We start from the raw sequence: 18,579 nt of genomic DNA on the forward strand, positions 1-18,579 counted from the left end.
GCCCGTCCCGCGACGAAGAGAGATACCCATGACCTGGATCCTTGGTGTCAACGCGCCGCCCACCGGCTGGCACGACAGCGCCGCCTGCCTCATCGACGAGAACGGCGAGATCATCGCCTTCACCGAGGAGGAGCGCTGCAACCGGCACCGTCACTCGCTCTACCGCAAACCGCTCGGCGCCGCCCGGTTCTGCCTCGAGCAGGCCGGCATCAGCCCCGCCGACATCGACGTGGTCGCCCTCGGCTGGGACAGCGAACAGCTCTACCCGCGCCGCTTCGCAGGCGACGCCGACTTCCTCGCGTACGCCGTCGGACTGGACTTCGGCGACCACACCCCCGAGGTCGTCCGCGTCCCCCACCACCAGGCGCACGCCGCCTCCTCCTTCTACGCCTCGCCCTTCAGCAAGGCCGGCGTGCTCGTCATCGACGGCCACGGCGAGAACGAGTCCTCCACCATCTGGACGTACGAGGACGGCGCCGCGCCCCGCCTGGAACACACCTGGCAGCGCACCGCCTCGCTCGGCTACGCCTACGACGCCGCCTCCACCTGGCTCGGCTTCTCCTTCCTCAACGCCGGCAAGACCATGGGCCTGGCCGCCTACGGACGCGCCGCGCAGCTCGAGGTGGAACCCCTCGTGGATCTCACGGCCGACGATTTCCGCCTCGCCGTCGAGCCGCTCACCGAACGCCGGGGGAGCACCACCGCCGACGAGATCAAGGAGCACTACGACACCGTCGTCGGCCGCTGGCGGGAGCGCTACACGAAGATCGCCGGGGCGGACGGCCCGACCGCACCCGAGGAGCGGCTCACCGAGGACCCCAACGCGATCCTCGTCGCCTACACCGCGCAGCGCCTCATCGAGCAGACCGTGACCCACCTCGCCGCGCTGACCCGCAAGACCTCCGGCGTCGACCAGCTGTGCCTCAGCGGCGGCGTCGCCCTCAACTGCAGCACCAACGGCACCCTGCCCGGCCCGCTGTACGTACCGCCGGTGCCGCACGACGCCGGCGTCGCCCTCGGCGCCGCCTGGACCGTACGCCCGCCCGCGAAGCACACCGGGCCGCTGAGCCCCTACCTGGGCACGGACATCCATCACCGCGGCCACGCCCACCGGCCGGCCGCACCCGACACCTCGGATCTGGTCCGGACCGACCTGGACATCGACGAGCTGACCACCCTGCTGCTGGAGGGCCGCATCGGCGCGGTCGCCCAGGGCCGCTCCGAGGTGGGCCCGCGCGCCCTGTGCCGCCGGTCGATCATCGCCGTACCGAACACCGCGGACGTCAACACCCGGGTCAACACCGTCAAGAACCGCGAGCAGTGGCGCCCCTTCGCGGGCGTGACCAGGCCCGCCTACGGCGCCCAACTGTGGGAACAGCAGGAGCACTTGAGCCGCTACATGCTCGGCGCGGCCAAGGCCACCGAGCTCGGCCGCCGCGTCGCCCCCGGCGTCGTCCACATCGACGGCACCACCCGGCCGCAGGTGCTGCACGGTGACGAGGCCCCGGCCGTCGGCGCGGCCCTGGACTGCATGGAGCGGCGCGGCGCGCCACCGGTGCTGCTCAACACCTCCTTCAACGACAAGGGCGAGCCCATCGTCAACACCGCGGCCGACGCACTGGCGGCCTTCCGCTCCATGGACCTGGACTTCCTGGTGCTCGGCGACGACCTGTACCGCAAACCGAACCGGACCGGAGGGACCCGCTGATGACGGCAGGCCTGCCGGAACCGGCGCGCTTCCGGGCGTTCGGCCCGCGCCACCTCGACGAGATCGCCCGGCGCTACGCGCTGCCCGAGGACATCCGGGAGACGGTGCGCAGGGTGTCGCTGGTGCTGCCCTTCCGCGTCAACGAGTACGTCCTGACCCAGCTCATCGACTGGGACCGGGTCCCCGAGGACCCCCTCTTCCAGCTGACCTTCCCGCAGCGCGGGATGCTGGCCGGGGCCGACGAGGACCAGCTCGCGAAGCTGTCCGCCGACCCCGCCGACAAGCTGCTGCTGCGCGAGGCGGTGCGGGAGATCCGGGGCCGCCTCAACCCCCACCCCTCCGGCCAGCAGCAGCTCAACGTGCCCAGCCGGGACGGCGTACAACTCCCGGGCCTCCAGCACAAATACCGCGAGACCGTGCTCTACTTCCCCGGCCAGGGCCAGACCTGCCACGCCTACTGCACCTACTGCTTCCGCTGGGCGCAGTTCATCGGGGACGCCGACCTGCGCTTCGCCGCCCCCGACCCCGGCGGGCTCATCGACTATCTGGCCGGACACCCCGAAGTGCACGACGTCCTGGTCACCGGCGGCGACCCGATGGTGATGTCCACCGAGCGGCTGCGCAGCCACCTGGAGCCGCTGCTGGACGTCGCATCGGTCCGCACGATCCGGATCGGCACCAAGTCGGTGGCCTACTGGCCGCAGCGCTTCGTCACCGATCCCGACGCCGACGACGTCCTGCGGCTGTTCGAGCGCATCGTCGCCTCCGGGCGGCAGCTCGCCGTGATGGCGCACTTCAGCCATCCCCGGGAACTGGCGACCGACCTCGCGCGGCGGGCGGTGGCCCGCATCCGCGCCACCGGAGCGGTGGTCTACTGCCAGGCACCGCTGATCGCGCACGTCAACGACGACGCCCAGGCCTGGAGCGAGCTGTGGCAGGCGGAGCTGGCGGTCGGCGCGGTGCCCTACTACCTGTTCGTCGAGCGGGACACCGGGCCGTACGACTACTTCAAGGTACCGCTGGCCCGCGCCGTGGAGATCTTCACCGCGGCGTACCGCACGCTGCCCGGCCTCGCCCGCACCGTACGCGGCCCGGTCATGTCGGCGACGCCCGGCAAGGTCGTGGTGGACGGCGTCGAGGAGACACCCGAAGGGGCGTACTTCCGGCTCCGGATGCTCCAGGCGCGCGACCCCGCGCTGGTCGGCCGGCCGTTCCGGGCCCGCTACTCGGCAACGGCCGCCTGGCTCGACGAACTGGAGCCGGACCCCGCCACCCCCGCCGACCTCGCGGCCGCCCTCCGCGGCACCGCCCCGGCCGGCGCCACCCCACCACCCGCCGGCGGCCCCCGCGCGGCACACCGTACGGAGAGGAAGGCGATATGACCGCCGTGACCGTGGCCCCGGCCTCCCCGAACCTGGCGCTCAACCAGCTGGTCGACCAGCGCCGGGCGGCGGGAGCGTCCCTGGTCCACCTCGCGTTCGGCGAGGCCCGGCTGCCCGTACTGCCCCAACTGGCCCAGCAGTTGACGCTCGGCGCGGCGCGCTCCGCCTACGGCCCGGTGGCCGGCGCCGAGGACGTACGCGATGCGGTGGCCGGCTACTTCACCCGCCGCCGGCTGCCCACGGAAGCCGACCGGGTGGTGGTCGCGCCCGGCAGCAAACCCCTGCTGATGGCGCTGCAGCTCGTCATCCCCGGCGATGTGCTGCTGCCCCGCCCCGCCTGGAACACCTACGCCCCCCAGGCGGTCTACGCGGGCAAGAAGGTCTTCGGCGTGCCGGTCCCCGCCGACTGCGGCGGAGTCCCCGAACCGGACGCGCTGCGCGAGACCATCCACCGGGCCCGCGCCACGGGCGCCGACCCCCGGCTGCTGGTCCTCACCCTCCCCGACAACCCCACCGGGACGCTCGCGCCGCCCTCGGTCATCCGCGAACTGTGCGCGCTCGCCCGGGCCGAGGACCTGCTGATCGTCTCCGACGAGATCTACCGAGACCTCGTCCACGACCCCGAGGCCACCCCCTTCCTCAGCCCGGCCGAGGCGGCACCGGAGCGCACCGTCGTCACCAGCGGACTGTCCAAGACCCTCGGGATCGGCGGCTGGCGCATCGGCGTGGCCCGCTTCCCCGAGGGCGACACCGGGGCGCTGCTGCGGGACGCCGTGGTGGCGGCGGCCAGCGAGATCTGGTCGACGCTCGCCGGTCCCATGCAACAGGTCGCGCGGTACGCCTACGCCGAGCCGCCGGAGATCGTCGAACGGATGCGGGCGAGCGCCCGGCTGCACGGCGCGGTGGCCCGCGCGGTGCACCGCATCGCCGTCGAAGCGGGCGCCGAATGCCGGCCGCCCACCGGAGGGTTCTACGTCTACCCGGACTTCGCACCGCAGCGCGAGGTACTGGCCCGCGCCGGGGTGACGGACTCGGCGTCGCTCGCCGTCCGGCTCCTGGACGACTCCGGAATCGTCGTGCTGGCCGGACATCTGCTCGGCGACGATCCCCACGCGCTGCGCTTCAAGGCCGCCACCAGCCTGCTGTACGGCGACGAGCACCAGCAGGAGCAAGCGCTGCGGGCCGACGACCCCACCCGCCTGCCGCACATCGCCGGCGAACTCACCACGATCGCCCGGGGCTTCGCCCGGCTGAACGGAGGAGCATGAAGGAGATACCCCCCACCCCGGAATCGTTCGAAGTGATCGCCGCCGCGACGGACGCGCTGCTGGCCGGCGTGGCAGGGCTCGACGACAAGGACATCGCCGCCCCCTCCCGGCTCCCCGGCTGGACCCGCGGCCACGTCCTCAGCCATCTCGCGCGCCAGGCCCCGGCACTGGAGCGGCTGCTGGAGTGGGCCCGTACGGGCGTCGAGACCGCGCAGTACCCCAGCCGCGCCGCCCGGAACGCCGAGATCGAGGCGGGCGCCCAGGGACCGGCCGCCACGCTGCTGACCGATGTCCGCACCAGCGCCGCGCACTTCCGGCGCACGATCGAGGAACTTCCCGCACCCGCCTGGAAGGCAACGGTCCGGCCGTTCACCGGCGAACTGTGCACGCCCTGCCGGATCCTGGTGATCCGGATACGCGAACTCGTACTGCACCATGTCGACCTGGACATCGGCTATGACGTCGCCGACATCCCGGAGCCGGCCCGGAGGATCGTCCTCGACGACGTACTGGGCTATTACGCCGAGGCCGAGGGCACGCCGGACGTCACCCTCCGCGACCCCGAAGGAGCGCTCCTCGGCCGCTTCGGCACGGGCGGTCCCGTCGTCTCCGGCACCCCCGCCGACCTGCTCGCCTGGCTCAGCGGACGCTCCACCGGCACGGGACTCACAGGGCAGCCGCCCGCGCTGCCGCCGTGGCTGTGACCGCCACCCCACGCCCCCGCACCACCCGCACAGCCCACGACCAAGCAAGAAAAGGTGAACGCACATGGCCGTCACAGGCGAACCGGAGCAGTTCGGCCTGGATTCGGTGCACAGCGGTCTGCTGGACTGCATCCAGGCGAATCTGGCGGTGCTCGCGGACCATCACCACGGCCCCGGAACGCATCTGCGGCTCGGCGCGCCGCTGACCTTCCGCTCCTGGGAACGGGCGGACGGCCTGCCCACCGTCGACCCCCCGCTGGCGCAGCAGCTGCACCTGGCACCGGAGCTCCTGGGGCTCACGGTGGTGCGCCAGGAGCGGATGGCCGCCGGCGACCTGCTCGCCCGGCTCCGGCCCTGCGACGGGGTCCGCTACGTCGTCGCCGACGCCTACACACTGCCCTGGCTGCCGTACCACGGACAGGCACATATGGAGCACAGCTTCCTGCTCGCCGCGGCGCCCGGCGGCTGGCACATCACCGACGCCTACCGCAGCGAGACCCACTGGGGACCGGCCGCGCCCGGCCGCTGGGTACTGACCGCCGCGGACCTCGCGGCCATCGAGGCGGCCGACGTCGTCGAACTGGCCACGGCGGGCGGCCCGCCGGCTCCCGCGCCCACACCGGCGCTGTCCATGGACGAGCCCGCCGTGGCGGCCTACCTCGGAGCGTATGACGCCTGCACCGACCGCGCGGCGGCCGTGGAACGACTCACCGCCGAGACCTGGCTGCTCTCCCGCGCCCGCAAGCTGCACGCCCGCTACCGCGCGCACTTCGCCGGCCGGGCCGAGGAGACCGAGGCCGAGCGCGCGCACCTGCGCGCCTGGGACAAGGTCGTCGAGCAGACCTACCTCGCCCACCGCCGGGTCTCCCGGGGCCGCGCCGAACCGCCGGGCATCGTGGACCGGCTGCGCGACGTCCTCGCCGCCGACCGGACGGTCTTCGGCGCCCCGCCGGCCGCCGCCCCCGCCCCCGCGGCCCCGGACGAGGCGCTGCGGCACCGGGTGGCCGCCCTGGCCGGTGAAGTGCTCGGCGTGGACGGGGCCGCGCTCCTCGACGGCGCCCCGTTCGACACCTTCGCCTCCTTCAGCTCGTTCCGCCTGATCGAGATCATCGAGCGGCTGGAGAGCGAACTGGGCCGGGAACTGGACGCCGACGCGCTCGTCCCGGAAAACCTCCGCCGGGTCGACGACCTGTGCCGCATCGCCCGCTGAACCACCCCCTACCGAAGAGAGCCCCCATGGATCCCCGCTTCACCACACTGCTGCGCCCCTTCCTCAAGCACTCCGGACCCGAGGAGATCGACCTCACCCCCGACACCGACCTGCGCACCCTGGGCGTCGACTCCATGCAGGCCATCGAGCTGCTCTTCGCCATCGAGGACACCTTCGGGATATCGCTGCCGGACGACGAGCTCAATGACGCCACCTTCGCCACGGCCGGCAACCTGTGGCAGGCGATCGCCGCACAGCTCCCCGACCAGGCCACCGAGGGCGACACCGGCGAGGTGACCCCATGAGCCCGGCCACGGCCGGCCACCCGGCCCTCCTGGACCTGACGTCCCGTCTGGCCGAGGTCGCCGAGGTCACCGAGCAGCACGCCCGGCGCACCGACCGGGCCGCGGAATTCCCGGTGGACGCGCTCGCCGCGCTGCGCCGCACCGGCCTGCTCGGGCTGCTGGTCCCCGCCGAGTACGGCGGACTCGGCGGCACCGTGGGCGACCTGGTCGCGGCCGCTCAGACCCTGGGGCGCAGCGACATGTCCGTCGGGATGATCTTCGCGATGCACTGCCAGCAGACCGAGGCCCTCGTCCGCCACGGCCAGGAACGGCTCCGCAAGGAACTGCTGCCGCGGATCGCGGCGGGGGAGAACTACCTCGCCTCCGTCACCACGGAAGCCGGCAAGGGCGGCCACCTGCTCAGCGCGGACGCCCAACTCGTCGATGAGAAAGGGCAGTTGGCGATCGATCGGGATGCCCCGATCGTCACCGGCGGCGCCCACGCCGATGGCTTCCTCATCACCATGCGCAGCCCCGGCGACGCCACCGAACACGAGGTGTCGCTGGTGTACGCGCACCGCGACCAGCTCGAGATCACCGCATCGGGGGACTGGCAGCCGATGGGCATGCGTGCCAGCCACAGCGTCGCCCTCCGGCTCACCGGCAGCGTCCCGGCGCACCACATCGTCGGCACACCCGGACACTTCCACGAGATCGCCGCCGACGTCTTCGGCCCCCTGGCACATCTGGGCTGGTCGGCGGTGTGGCTCGGAACGGCGGCGGGAGCGCTCTCGCGCGTACTGCGGCTGCTGCGCAGCCAGGCGGGGCGCGCACGCTTCGACCTCACCTCGGAACTGCTGCTCACCCGCATCTCCCGGGCCCGCAGGCGACTCGACGCCGTACACGCCCTGCTCCAGGAGACCCTCCGGACGGTCACCTCGGGCGCGGACCTCTCCGTCCCAGCCCGTCAACTCCAGCTCAACGCACTGAAGATCACCGCATCCGAGGAATGCCAAGCGGCCGTGGACGACCTGATCACCGCCGTCGGGCTGCGGCACGGCTACCTCCAGGACTCGCCCACCCGCCTCGAACGGGCCCTGCGAGACCTGCGCTCGGCCGCGCTGAACTACAGCAACGACCGGCTCCACCTCGCCGACGGCCGGCTGGCGCTGCGCGACCAGGGAGTGAGCTTTGCCTGAGCCACTGACCCGGGACCGCCCCGCCGCACCGTCCGAAACCGGCGACGGCCGGCCCCCGTCCACCGCCACCGGCTTCGCCGCACTCGACGCGCTGCCGCGCACCGCGGACGGCGCGCAGGTATGGGCCGCGCTCGGCCGCGCGGGCCTGATCACCCGGGCCTACCGCGACGGCGCCATCGAGGCCGGCACCGACCCCGGCGGCCTCGCGGACCTGCTCACCGCCGTGGACGCCCGCTGCTCCCTCGCCGCCACCCTGTCGGTGAGCGTGCAACTGGCCACCGCCCTACCGGTCTTGGCGACCGGCCGGACGCCTTCGGCCCGGCAGGCACTGGAACGGGCGCTGACCGGCCGGGCGACGGTCGCCCTGGCCGCCACCGACGTCACCGCGGGCACGGACCTCACCGCGCTGCGCACCCAGGTGCGGATCGAGGACGACGCCCTGGAGGTGTCCGGCGAGAAGGACTGGATCGCCAACACCACCACGGCCGAGTCCTTCCTCGTCCTCGCCCGGCACCGCGCCGGACGGCACTTCACCGACTTCACCTGGGTCCTGGTACCGGCCGACGCGCCCGGCGTCACCGTGCGCCCCGCGGACACCGCCCTGTTCGCCGACTCGGGCGTCGGCCATGTCACCTTCGAGGGGGTGCGGCTCGACCGGGACCAGGTGATCGGCCGGGTCGGCTTCGGGCTCCCGCTGTTCGCCCGCCATATCGCCACCGAACGGCTCGCCGGCGCGCAGTGGGGCGTGGCCCTGTGCCGCCGTATCCTGGCGGACACCCACCGCCGGCTGTCCGGCCGCCCGCACGGCACGGGCACCCTCTGGGACCTGCCCGCCGTACGGCAACGGTTCGCGGCCTGCCTCCTTCGGGTCAGGGAACTGCACGCCCTGGTCGCCGAGTACACCGAGCCCGTGGCGGTGCACCACGACGCCACCGCCGCCGCCACGCTCAAGGCCGCCGCCGGCGCCACCGTCAACCACGTACTGACCGAGTGCGGCCAGCTGTGGGGCGCGGTCGGCTTCACCACGGGAGGCATCCAGGAAATACGCGCCCAGGCCGCGCTGTTCGGCATCGGCGGCGGCGCGAACGAAGTGGTGCTGGGGACGCTGGCGGACGCCGCCGAGAGCGTCCTGGCCGGGCTGACGCGGCCGGGCACCCTGCCGTGACATCGCCCCTGATGGTGGCCGACCAGGTCTGGGTGACGACAACCACCGAGGACCACATCGCCCCCAGCACCCACCGCGACGATCTGCGCCGCGCCGCCGCCCTGCCCGACCGGCGCGCCCGGGAATTCCTCGCCGGCCGCGGGCTGCTGCGGGAGACGCTCGCCGCGCTGCGCCCGGCCCTGGCCGACGCCGACATCACCACCGACCCGCGTGGCAAGCCCCGGCTGCGCGGGCACCCCGGCGTCGGCATCAGCGTCTCGCACAGCCACGGCGCCCTCGCCGCCGGCGTCGCGGTCGGGCGCGCCATGGGCGTGGACGTACAGCGCCCCGGCACCTCCGTCACCGCGTCGTTCGCCCGGCGGCTGCTGCACCGACACGCCCGGCGGATCGCCGCGCTGCCCCCGGCGCGGGCCGCCGAGGAGGTGGCCTGGGTCTGGACGGCCCAAGAGGCCTGCGTCAAGGCCAGCGGCGCCGGGTTCGCCGGGCGCCCCTGGACCATCGACGTGCCGCCGGGCGCCCCCACCGGCCGCTGGGGCGACTACCGCTGGATCAGCCTGCGCGACCGCTCCGCGCTGCCCCTGAGCTGCGCGTTCCTCTGGCCCACGGGTGACTGACCGCGCGGCCGCCGCCGCCCCGCGCCCCGCCCTGCCAGACCCGACCACCCGAGAAAGGCGAACGGTACGCATGCCCGCCGAACGGCACACCCTCTACGACTGGTTCGCGGCGTCCGCCGCCACCCACGCGGACCGCACCGCACTCGAGCTCGGCGACACCGAGCTGACCTACGCCGAGCTCGCCGGCCTCGCCGACGCACTGGCCGCGCACCTCCTGCTGCGCCTGGACGGCACACGGCCCGGCCGGGTGGGCCTGCTGGCCGGCCGAACCGTCCTGGCCTACGCGGGATACCTCGCCGTGCAGCGCCTCGGCGCCGCGGTGGTACCCCTCGGCCCCGGCTTCCCCGCCGGGCGCAACGCCGGGATCGTACGGGCCGCCCGGCTCGACGCCGTACTGGCCGACGGCACCGCCGACCACTCCGGGTGGCCCGACGTCCCCACCCTGGCCCTCACCGACCCGGAACTCTTCCGCCTCGCGACGACGACACCCCCCACCCGCCGCACCGCCCGCCCCGAAGACCTCGCCTACATCCTCTTCACCTCGGGCTCGACCGGCGTCCCCAAGGGCGTCCCCATCCAGCACCGCAACGTCTGCGGCTATCTCGCGCACGCCGTGCCACGCGGCGCGGCAGGACCCGGCGACCGCGTCTCGGGGACCTTCGACCTGACCTTCGACCCCTCGGTGCACGACATGTTCACCGCCTGGGGCAGCGGCGCCACCCTGGTCGCGGCGACCCGCGACGAACTCCTCGCGCCGGTCCGTTTCGTCAATCGGCGCGCCCTCACCCACTGGAACTCCGTTCCGTCGGTGATCTCCCTCGCCCACCGGTTCCGGGCCCTGCGGCCGGGCAGCATGCCCACGCTGCGCAGCAGCATGTTCTGCGGCGAACCGCTGACGCTCCAGCAGGCCGAGGCATGGCACCGGGCCGCGCCGCAGAGCACGGTGGAAAACGCCTATGGCCCCACCGAACTGACCGTCACCTGCACCGCCTACCGGCTGCCGGGCGGCCGCGCCGCCTGGCCGGCACCCGCCAACGGCACCGTCCCGATCGGCACCCTCCACCCGGGACTGCAACTCCGCCTCTACCAAGGCGAGTTGTGCGTACGGGGCGCCCAGCGCTTCCCCGGCTACCTCGATCCGGCCAACAACGCCGGCCGCTTCCTCGCGCCCGACGGCGCACCGTACGACCCCGCCACCGCCCTGACCGACGCCCACTGGTACCGCACCGGCGACCGCGTCACCACCCTGCCCGGCGCACCGGGCCCCGCCGCGGACACCGTCCCGCCGCTGGTCCACCTCGGCCGCGGCGACCAGCAGGTCCAGGTGCACGGCTACCGCGTCGAACTCGGCGAGGTGGAGGCGGCTCTGCGCGCACTGACCGGAGTCCTCGACGCGGCCGTCGTCCCGCTGACGAACCCCGGTGGTGTGGAACTCGGCGCCGCGTACACCGGGACCGCCACCGACGGGGACGACGTCCGCGCCGCCCTCCGGAACCGGCTCCCCGCCTACATGGTGCCCGCCACGCTCACCCGGCTGGACGCCCTCCCGCTCAACCACAACGGCAAGGTCGACCGGACGGCCCTGACGGCCCTCCTGGGGGCGGACGGCCGCTCGTGACCCGGAATTCCGGGGGACGGCGGCGCGAAAGGCTCTTGTACCGGGCCGCTTGCTTATAGTCCGCTGACCCTCATGAGGAGCATGAGGAAGAGGAGCACGGCCACGCTGATCGCCGCCCTGGTCGCCGGCTCCCTCTGCGCGGCCGCACCCCATCCGCGCGCGGCGGCCGCGGAAAGCGGCGTCGGCAACCCGGCGCCGGCCGGTGCGCCCCCGAGGCCGGCCATCGATCTCGACACGGTGACGATCCCGCAGTTACAGGCGCGCATGTCGGACGGTTCGCTGACCTCGTCGGCACTGACCGCCGCCTACCTGCGGCGGATCAAGACCATCGACCCCAAGATCAACGCGGTGCTGCGCACCGACCCGACGGCCCTGCGCCAGGCAGCCGCCAGCGACGCCAGACATCGGCACGGCGCCACCCGTGGCCCGCTCGACGGCATTCCCGTCCTGCTCAAGGACAACGTCAACACCCGCGACCTGCCCACCACCGCCGGGTCGCTGGCATTGGCGGGCAGCCCACCGGACGCCGACGCCGCCCTGGTGACCCGGCTGCGGGACGCCGGGGCGGTCATCCTCGGCAAGACCAATCTGTCCGAGTGGGCGAACTTCCGCGCGACGAAGCCGACATCGGGGTGGTCGGCGGTGGGCGGACAGACCCACAACCCCTACGTACTGGACCGGAATCCGTGCGGGTCCTCCTCCGGTTCGGCCGCCGCGCTCGCCGCGTCGCTGGCGCAGGTGGCGATCGGTACCGAAACGGACGGCTCCATCGTGTGCCCGGCCGGGATGAACGGGGTGGTCGGCCACAAACCCAGCCTCGGCCTGGTCAGCCGGGCCGGAGTGGTCCCGATCTCCGCCGAGCAGGACACCGCCGGGCCCATGGCACGCAACGTGATCGACACCGCGCTCACCCTCTCCGTCCTCAGCGGCGGCGCCTCCTCGCGCCCGGGTGGCCCCGCGGGCCTTCAGGACGAGCTGACGCGCCCGCACGACCTACGCGGCAAACACATCGGCCTGTGGCGACTGCCCTCGCTCGGGCCGGACGTCGATGCCCTGATGAGCCGTACCGCGGCGCGACTGCGGCACGCGGGCGCCGAGGTCGTCGAGGTGACACCCCCGTACCAGCAACGACTCGCCGCACTCGAATTCCTCGCGCTGCTCAGCGAGTTCCACCGGGACATCGACGCCTACCTCGCCACCCGCGACGGCCCGCAGAACCTCTCCGAGCTGATCGAATTCAACCGCACCCACCCGGGGGAGCGAACCTGCTTCGCAGGCCAGGAACTGTTCGAGCAGGCCCTCGCCGCGCCGCCCACCACCGATCCGGAATACCGGGCCATGCGCGCCGAGTTGAAGGACCTCTCCCGGCGTTCGATCGACGAGACCATGGCCACCCACCGGCTGGACGCCATCGCCTCGCCGACCAACCCGCCCGCCTGGACCACCGACTGTGCGCGCGGAGACAACGACGTCATCCCGTCCTCGACCCCCGCGGCCGTGGCCGGATATCCGTCCTTGTCGGTGCCCGCCGGATTCGTCAACGACCTGCCCGTGGGTCTGCTCCTGATGGCCGGCGACCACCAGGACGGCAAGCTCCTGTCGCTGGGGGCCGCGGTGGAACACCGACTCCACGCCTGGCGGGCACCGCGCTACCTGCCGTCACTGGGGCCCGACGCCCCGGCGCCGAGCGCGTCGTCGCCGCAGCCGCCGCGGCGCACACGAGCCTCGGCTGACCGGTAACCGGCACACCGCCGCGGGCCGCGCCCTCGGCCGCCGGTCTCGTGGATCGGCGGAGGCGATCAGGGCGCGGCTGCCGCACGACCGGTGGCGAGGAGGAGGTCGGCCAACTGCTGTGCGGCATCGGTGGGGTGGGCGGCATGGACGAGCTCGGTGCGGTGAACGAGGCGGGGTTCCTCGACCGGGACGGCGGTGACGCCCGGGAGCGTGGCGGCCAGGGACAGCGGAAGGACGGCGAGCCCGTGGCCGGCGGCGGCCAGGGCGGCGAGGCCGTGGAGATCGGTGCCGCGGTGGCGGATCCGGGGGCGGAATCCGTCGGTACGGCAGACGGCCCGCAGCCGGTCGAGGGGGACGGCGGTGTCAGGGGCGTCGACCCACTGGGCCTGCGTCAGGTCGGTCAGCCGGACCGAACGGCGCCGCGCCAGGGGATGACGGTCGGGGAAGAGGACGGCCGGCGGCTGCTCGGCCGTCGCGAGGGCGGTGCCGGGGCCCAGATCCGGCAGCGGAAGCGGGTCGCTGGGCGCGGCGATGCCGTCGATCAGGCCGAGGTCGGCGCGCGCGGTGAGGACGTCCTCGACCACCGCTGCCCGGCCCAGGACCTGCACCTCGACGTCCAACGAGGCGATGTCGCCGCGCAGTTGGGCGAGCGCCTGCGCGACGGCGGGGGTGAGGGCGGCGGGCGAACAGGCCAGGGTCAGCCGGGTGGGGCGGGCGTGGCGCAGCCGGGCGAGGTCGGCGCGGGCGGCATCCAGGCGCAGCAGCAGGGCGGGGGCGTGCTCCATCAGCCGCGCCCCGGCGGGCGTGGGGGCGACGGGCCGGCGTTCGACGAGCCGAGTGCCCAGGTCGGCTTCGAGCGCGGCGATGTGCTGGGAGACGGCGGACTGGGTGTAGCCCAGGGCCGAGGCGGCGTGCGAGAAGGAGCGGTGGTCCAGGACCGCGACCAAGGTACGCAGCAGATGTGGATCCATGCGCATCAGTATCGCTTATGCAGAGTGTATGAATCATCGTTGGACGCGATGCGGGCCAAGTCGGCAGGATCAGCGGCATGAACCACACCGCACGCATCGCTCTGGTCGGGGACCGCTCCGACGCCGTTCGCTCCCACACCCGCATCCCCGGCCTGCTGGAGGCCCTGCGGGTGCGGGACGGGCTGGATCTGGACGCCTACTGGATCGCCACACAGGACGCCGATCAGGGCATGTACGGCTTCGACGCGGTCTGGGTCCTGCCGGGCAGCCCCTACCGGAGCGAGGCCAAGGTCCTGGCCGCGATCCGCGCGGCACGCGAGAGTGGCATCCCCTTCCTGGGCACGTGCGGCGGCTTCCAGCACGCCCTGCTCGAGTTCGCGCGCAACGTCTGCGGCCTGGAGCGCGCCGCCCACGCCGAGAACACCCCGGAGGCCGCCGACGAAGACGCCGTGATCGTCCCGCTGGCCTGCTCGCTCGTCGGCCACGAGGGCATCGTCCGCATCACCCCCGGCTCCCGGGCCGCCGGCCTGATCGGCACCGACCGCGCGCAGGCGCGCTACCACTGCAACTACGCGGCCAACCCCCACTACCTGGACACCCTGCGCGCCCACGGCCTGGCCTTCACCGGAACCGACGAATCCGGCGAGGTCCGGATCGCCGAACTGCCCGCCCACCCCTTCTTTCTGGCCACCCTCTTCCAGCCCGAACTGGACGGCGACGGCACCCGGGCCCACCCGCTGATCACCTGCCTGGCCGAGGCCGCGGTCGACCATGCCCGTACCCGATGAGCCGGCGCACCCCGCGGACCTGAATCCGTACCCTGCCGTCCGGCCGTACCCTGCCGTCCGGCCGTACCCTGCCGTCCGGCCGTACCCTGCCGTCCGGCCGTGACCGGCCGACTGCCGCCTGCCTTCGGGGGAAAGCCCGCCCGGACGCGTTCGAGGACCGCCCGTCGGTGATACCACCACTGGGTGTGCACGAGGGGCCGTCGCCCGTCCCCGTGCGGAAGTCGTCCCCCTTCGGCCCCGGCCATAGGAGGGGTAGGAGGTGGTGGCGGCGGGTGCGGAACCGACCTGGTGGCGAGCGCGAGCGGTCTCTTGAGGCGCTCCGTGGGATGGCCCGGCAGCGCGTGCGCATCATGGAGCGCATGGGCCGCGCCGAGCGTACGGCCGGGGGAGAGCACCGGCCCGGCGGTACCGGTGGCTTCTCCCCGCTGCTGTGGGTGGCCGCGGCGTACGCCTGGCGGCTGATCGTCGTGGGCGCCGCGGTCTACGTGATCTTCGTGGCGCTCGGACGGTTCCACCTGGTGACGCTGGCGCTCTTCCTCGCGCTGGTGGTGACGGCTCTCCTGGAGCCGCTGACCGACCTGCTCGACCGCTGGATGCCGCGCTCGGCGGCCGTCACGGCCGGGCTCCTCCTCGGCATCGTGCTCGTCCTCGGCGTGCTGAGCCTGGTCGGAGCCACCGTGGCCGGGGAGTGGCAGGGGCTGAGCCGGGAGCTCGAAGGCGGCGTGACGCGGATCGAACGGTGGCTGGAACGCGGGCCCGTCCACCTCCGGCACGGAACCCTGTCACAGCTCCAGTCGTGGCTGTCCCGGTTCATCGCCACCCACCGATCCAGCCTGTTCAACACCGCGGTCAGCGGGCTGGGCCGCCTGGTGGATGTGCTGACGGTCGGAGCGCTGGCGCTCTTCTGCTCCGTCTTCTTCCTGCATTCGGGTGGCCGGATGTGGCGGTGGTTCGGCGGCCAGCTGCCGGAGCACCGACGCGGCCCGGCACGCATCGGCGGACGTGCCGCGTGGACGACGTTCACCGGATACACCCGTGGCATCGTGGTGGTCGCCGCGACCAACGCGCTCCTCGTGGGCGTGGCGCTCTTCATCCTGGGCATCCCGCTCGTCGTCCCGCTGGCCGTACTGGAGTTCTTCGCCGCCTTCATCCCGCTCGTCGGGTCACCCGTCGCGCTGGCGGTCGCCGCCGTGGTGGCGCTCGCCGCGAAGGGCCCGCTGGCGGCCGTCGTCGTCGTTCTGCTCATCGTGGTGATCGGCCAGTTCGAAGGCCATGTGCTGCACCCCCTGGTGATGAGCCGCGCCGTGCGGCTGCACCCCGTCGTGGTGGCGCTGTCGGTGATCTGCGGGGCGGTCACGGCGGGCGTCCTCGGCGCGGTCGTCGCGGTGCCGCTCGTCTCGGTGGTCTGGTCCGTCTACGGCGTGCTGCGCACCACCGACCTGACCGTCCCCACGCCCTGAACCACCACGGACCGGCGGGCGCGCCCTACGCCCGCCGGTCCACGGCCCGCTCTCAGAGCCGGCGCTCGAAGAGGTCCAACAGGGCGCGCCAGTGCCGCCCGTCCGCCTCGGCGTCGTACGCGGAGGTGTCGGTCTGGGTGTACCCGTGGTGGGCACCCGCGTACAGCTCGCTGCGGTAGGGCACCCCCGCGGCGTCCAGGGCGCCTTCCAGGACCTTGATCTGGTCGGCCGTCATCGACTGATCCTGGTCGGCGTGGCCGAAGTACAGCTCCGCCGCGATCCGGCCGACGAGCCGGTGCGGGCTGTCCTCGGCGTCGGTGACCAGACGGCCGGTGTGGAAGGCCGCCACGGCCCCGACCCGGTCGGGGAAGGCCGCGGCGGTACGGAGCGCGAGGCCGCCGCCCATGCAGTACCCCGTGCTGCCCACCGGCCCGTCGCTGACCAGCGGGGAGGCGGCCAGCCAGGCCAGGTAGGCGCCGGCATCCCGCACCACCAGCTCAGGGGTGAGCGACTGCAGAAGGGGGAAGAGTTGCTGGAAGATCTCCGGCCGCTGGGCCGGATCGATGAACTCCGGCAGCTCCACCACGGGGGCACGCCCCGACCGGTGCAAAACGTTCGGCACCAGCACGGTGTAGCCGTGGCCGGCCAGCCGCCTGGCCATCGCCTCCAGTGACGGGCGCAGCCCGAACGCGTCCATATAGAGGAGGACGCCGGGGCGCGGGCGGCCGTCGTCGGGGTGCGCGAGGTAAGCGTCGGCGATCCCGTCCGGGGTGGGCACGTCCAGAAGGGTTCCGTGCACGCTCGTCATGTCGTGTTCTCATCTCTCGTAGCGGTCCATGGGCGACGCACGAGGGGCCGTTCCGCCGGCCGCCCGCCTCGGCGCGTCAGTGGCCGAAGGGCGGTTCGAAACAGCCGCTCTCCATGTACGGCCCGTTGGTCGACACCTGGAAATTGCTCTTCTGGACGAACGCCGTGACGCAGGCGTCGTCGTGCACGCGAAGGCCGACCCGGGTGCCCTCGGGCGTGACGTAATGGTTGCCCTCGAAGCGCGGTTCCATCCCGCGTACGTCGAGTTTTCCGCCGAGTCGCTCGCCCTTGGGGCCGGTCCGCACCTCCTCGTAGCCGAGTGCCAGCAGCGCCGCCCGTACGCTCTTGGGGTCCCACTTCTTCCGCTCCCAGAGCCGCTTGAGTACGGGCTCGATGCGATCGGCTTCCCGCCGCGCGTCCTTCGCGTCGGCGGGCGACATCTCGCCGGGGCGACGGTGGGCGTTGTTGTCCTGGTAGTGCGGGGCACCGTCGCCGGCGCCGGGCTCCACGTAGGGCGAGGCCCCGGGGGCACTGGGACCGGGGCTCGCACCGGCGCTGGAGGTGGAGCCGGGGAGGCTGGGCGGCGCGCTCGGCGCGGCGGCCGTGGTCACCCTGCCGCGCTGCTGGCCACAGGCGGTCACGGAGAGGACGGCGCCCAGCAGGAGGGCGACTGTGGCGCAGGATCTGCGCCGTCCACGTATGGAGATCGGCATGCGCGTGACTCTGCCACGCGGTGAGGGCCTTCCGTCATCGGATGCGGATATTGCGGTCCGCACCGAGCCAGAAGGCCCTCGCCCGGCCAACGCACCATCAAGGCGCGTTATGCCCGGTTACTTCGCGTGCTGTACCTGTGCCGCGATCTTCTCGGTCAGACCGAGGCCGGCGGCGCCCATGTCCTTGGACTGGACGTTGTAGAAGGTGGTGATGACGACGTTCTTGACCCGGGTCGCCACCAGCGTGGTGCCGCCCTCCCACTCAGGCGCGGAGAGGGTGGCCTTGAGGGTCTGGTCGCCCACCTTCGGCACAACCGTGGACTTGACCGTCACCGAGGCGGTGGTGCCGTTGGAGGTGTCCTTGAAGTGCGCGCAGCTCTGGAAGACCAGCGCCAGGCGCTTCATCACCAGTTCCGCGTCGTTGCCCCGGAAGCTGTCCGCCTCCTCGTTGAACTCCTCCTGGGCGGCGTTGGTGAAGTCGGCCTGGGCGAACGCGGCGCCCTCGATGCCGCTGGTCTGGATCCAGGCGCTGGCCTCCAGCTTCGGGCAGGCCTTCGCCAGGTTGACGGGCTTCTTCGGGGAGGGGGCCGCGAGGGCGTTCCCCGAGTCGCGGGTGGCCCCCGGGTCGGCCTTGTAACCCTTGGGCAGCGCTCCGGCCGGAAGCAGCACGGTCTTCAGCTTGGCGCCGTTGAGGAGGTGGGAGCCGGCCGAGGGGGCCTTCGAACCGGCGGACGGCGCGGACGCGTCCTTCGAGGAGCCGTCGGTGCCGCCGGAACAGGCGGTGAGGGCGAGCGGGAGCAGGGCGGTCGAGGCGACCGTCACCAGGGCACGACGAAGCTTCATGAAGCCTTCTTCTGGATCAAGTGGAACAAAACGCAGTCAGGAAGGGAAGACAAGGCCGTCGCGGTATGGGGGTGTGCGGTGCGGCAGGCGCTGATCGTAAGGCTGTACGAC

General features: G+C 73.2%; 17 protein-coding genes. 13 read left to right on the forward strand and 4 right to left on the reverse strand.

Annotation, left to right across the window (positions count from 1 at the left end; translation table 11 throughout):
* Positions 1 to 28 precede the first annotated feature (28 nt).
* The 11 genes from ACIRPT_RS06090 to ACIRPT_RS06140 all read left to right on the forward strand — a co-directional run bounded on the left by ACIRPT_RS06090 (position 29) and on the right by ACIRPT_RS06140 (position 12,892).
* Complete coding sequence (locus tag ACIRPT_RS06090) at positions 29 to 1,708, forward strand: carbamoyltransferase C-terminal domain-containing protein (RefSeq protein ID WP_403822908.1); 1,680 nt, start codon at positions 29 to 31, stop codon at positions 1,706 to 1,708.
* On the forward strand, positions 1,708 to 3,090 hold the full coding sequence (locus ACIRPT_RS06095; protein ID WP_403822911.1) for a KamA family radical SAM protein: 1,383 nt from the start codon (positions 1,708 to 1,710) through the stop codon (positions 3,088 to 3,090). The genes ACIRPT_RS06090 and ACIRPT_RS06095 overlap by 1 nt, the downstream gene beginning before the upstream one ends.
* Entirely contained in the window at positions 3,087 to 4,358 is a 1,272-nt protein-coding gene (locus ACIRPT_RS06100) for a pyridoxal phosphate-dependent aminotransferase (RefSeq protein WP_403822914.1), read from the forward strand. Before ACIRPT_RS06095 ends, ACIRPT_RS06100 begins: the two co-directional genes overlap by 4 nt.
* Positions 4,355 to 5,062 carry a maleylpyruvate isomerase family mycothiol-dependent enzyme gene (locus ACIRPT_RS06105; RefSeq protein ID WP_403822917.1) on the forward strand — a complete coding sequence of 236 codons (708 nt, stop codon included), beginning with the start codon at positions 4,355 to 4,357 and terminating at the stop codon, positions 5,060 to 5,062. The genes ACIRPT_RS06100 and ACIRPT_RS06105 overlap by 4 nt, the downstream gene beginning before the upstream one ends.
* Before the next feature lie 64 nt (positions 5,063 to 5,126).
* Positions 5,127 to 6,272: an acyl carrier protein gene (locus tag ACIRPT_RS06110; RefSeq protein ID WP_403822920.1), complete on the forward strand. Its 1,146-nt coding sequence runs from the start codon at positions 5,127 to 5,129 to the stop codon at positions 6,270 to 6,272.
* A gap of 26 nt (positions 6,273 to 6,298) precedes the next feature.
* Entirely contained in the window at positions 6,299 to 6,577 is a 279-nt protein-coding gene (locus ACIRPT_RS06115; RefSeq protein ID WP_403822923.1) for an acyl carrier protein, read from the forward strand.
* Positions 6,574 to 7,755 (forward strand): acyl-CoA dehydrogenase family protein, encoded by a 1,182-nt coding sequence (locus ACIRPT_RS06120; protein WP_403822926.1) that lies wholly within the window; start codon positions 6,574 to 6,576, stop codon positions 7,753 to 7,755. The genes ACIRPT_RS06115 and ACIRPT_RS06120 overlap by 4 nt, the downstream gene beginning before the upstream one ends.
* Positions 7,748 to 8,920 carry an acyl-CoA dehydrogenase family protein gene (locus ACIRPT_RS06125; protein ID WP_403822929.1) on the forward strand — a complete coding sequence of 391 codons (1,173 nt, stop codon included), beginning with the start codon at positions 7,748 to 7,750 and terminating at the stop codon, positions 8,918 to 8,920. Before ACIRPT_RS06120 ends, ACIRPT_RS06125 begins: the two co-directional genes overlap by 8 nt.
* On the forward strand, positions 8,917 to 9,534 hold the full coding sequence (locus tag ACIRPT_RS06130; protein ID WP_403822932.1) for a 4'-phosphopantetheinyl transferase family protein: 618 nt from the start codon (positions 8,917 to 8,919) through the stop codon (positions 9,532 to 9,534). The genes ACIRPT_RS06125 and ACIRPT_RS06130 overlap by 4 nt, the downstream gene beginning before the upstream one ends.
* Positions 9,535 to 9,604: 70 nt before the next feature.
* Positions 9,605 to 11,152, forward strand: coding sequence for an AMP-binding protein (locus ACIRPT_RS06135; protein ID WP_403822935.1), 1,548 nt, complete (start codon positions 9,605 to 9,607; stop codon positions 11,150 to 11,152).
* A gap of 81 nt (positions 11,153 to 11,233) precedes the next feature.
* The gene (locus tag ACIRPT_RS06140) at positions 11,234 to 12,892 is read left to right on the forward strand and encodes an amidase (RefSeq protein ID WP_403822938.1); all 1,659 of its coding nucleotides are present in this window, start codon (positions 11,234 to 11,236) and stop codon (positions 12,890 to 12,892) included.
* Positions 12,893 to 12,951: 59 nt separating this feature from the next.
* Here ACIRPT_RS06140 and ACIRPT_RS06145 read toward each other — a convergent pair whose 3' ends face one another.
* On the reverse strand, positions 12,952 to 13,857 hold the full coding sequence (locus tag ACIRPT_RS06145) for a LysR substrate-binding domain-containing protein (RefSeq protein WP_403822941.1): 906 nt from the start codon (positions 13,855 to 13,857) through the stop codon (positions 12,952 to 12,954).
* A gap of 77 nt (positions 13,858 to 13,934) precedes the next feature.
* On the opposite strand from ACIRPT_RS06145, the gene ACIRPT_RS06150 reads away from it, so the two are divergent.
* Complete coding sequence (locus ACIRPT_RS06150) at positions 13,935 to 14,645, forward strand: hypothetical protein (protein ID WP_403822944.1); 711 nt, start codon at positions 13,935 to 13,937, stop codon at positions 14,643 to 14,645.
* 326 nt (positions 14,646 to 14,971) lie between these two features.
* The gene (locus ACIRPT_RS06155) at positions 14,972 to 16,105 is read left to right on the forward strand and encodes an AI-2E family transporter (RefSeq protein WP_403822947.1); all 1,134 of its coding nucleotides are present in this window, start codon (positions 14,972 to 14,974) and stop codon (positions 16,103 to 16,105) included.
* A 52-nt stretch (positions 16,106 to 16,157) separates the two neighbouring features.
* Here ACIRPT_RS06155 and ACIRPT_RS06160 read toward each other — a convergent pair whose 3' ends face one another.
* The 3 genes from ACIRPT_RS06160 to ACIRPT_RS06170 all read right to left on the reverse strand — a co-directional run bounded on the left by ACIRPT_RS06160 (position 16,158) and on the right by ACIRPT_RS06170 (position 18,468).
* Entirely contained in the window at positions 16,158 to 16,913 is a 756-nt protein-coding gene (locus ACIRPT_RS06160) for a dienelactone hydrolase family protein (protein ID WP_403822950.1), read from the reverse strand.
* Positions 16,914 to 16,989: 76 nt separating this feature from the next.
* Complete coding sequence (locus tag ACIRPT_RS06165; protein ID WP_403822953.1) at positions 16,990 to 17,625, reverse strand: hypothetical protein; 636 nt, start codon at positions 17,623 to 17,625, stop codon at positions 16,990 to 16,992.
* Between the two features lie 117 nt (positions 17,626 to 17,742).
* Entirely contained in the window at positions 17,743 to 18,468 is a 726-nt protein-coding gene (locus tag ACIRPT_RS06170) for a hypothetical protein (protein ID WP_403822956.1), read from the reverse strand.
* Between the last annotated feature and the right edge of the window lie 111 nt (positions 18,469 to 18,579).

The sequence above is a fragment of the Streptomyces sp. NPDC101227 genome (genome assembly GCF_044767545.1).
Taxonomy (GTDB): Bacteria; Actinomycetota; Actinomycetes; order Streptomycetales; family Streptomycetaceae; genus Streptomyces.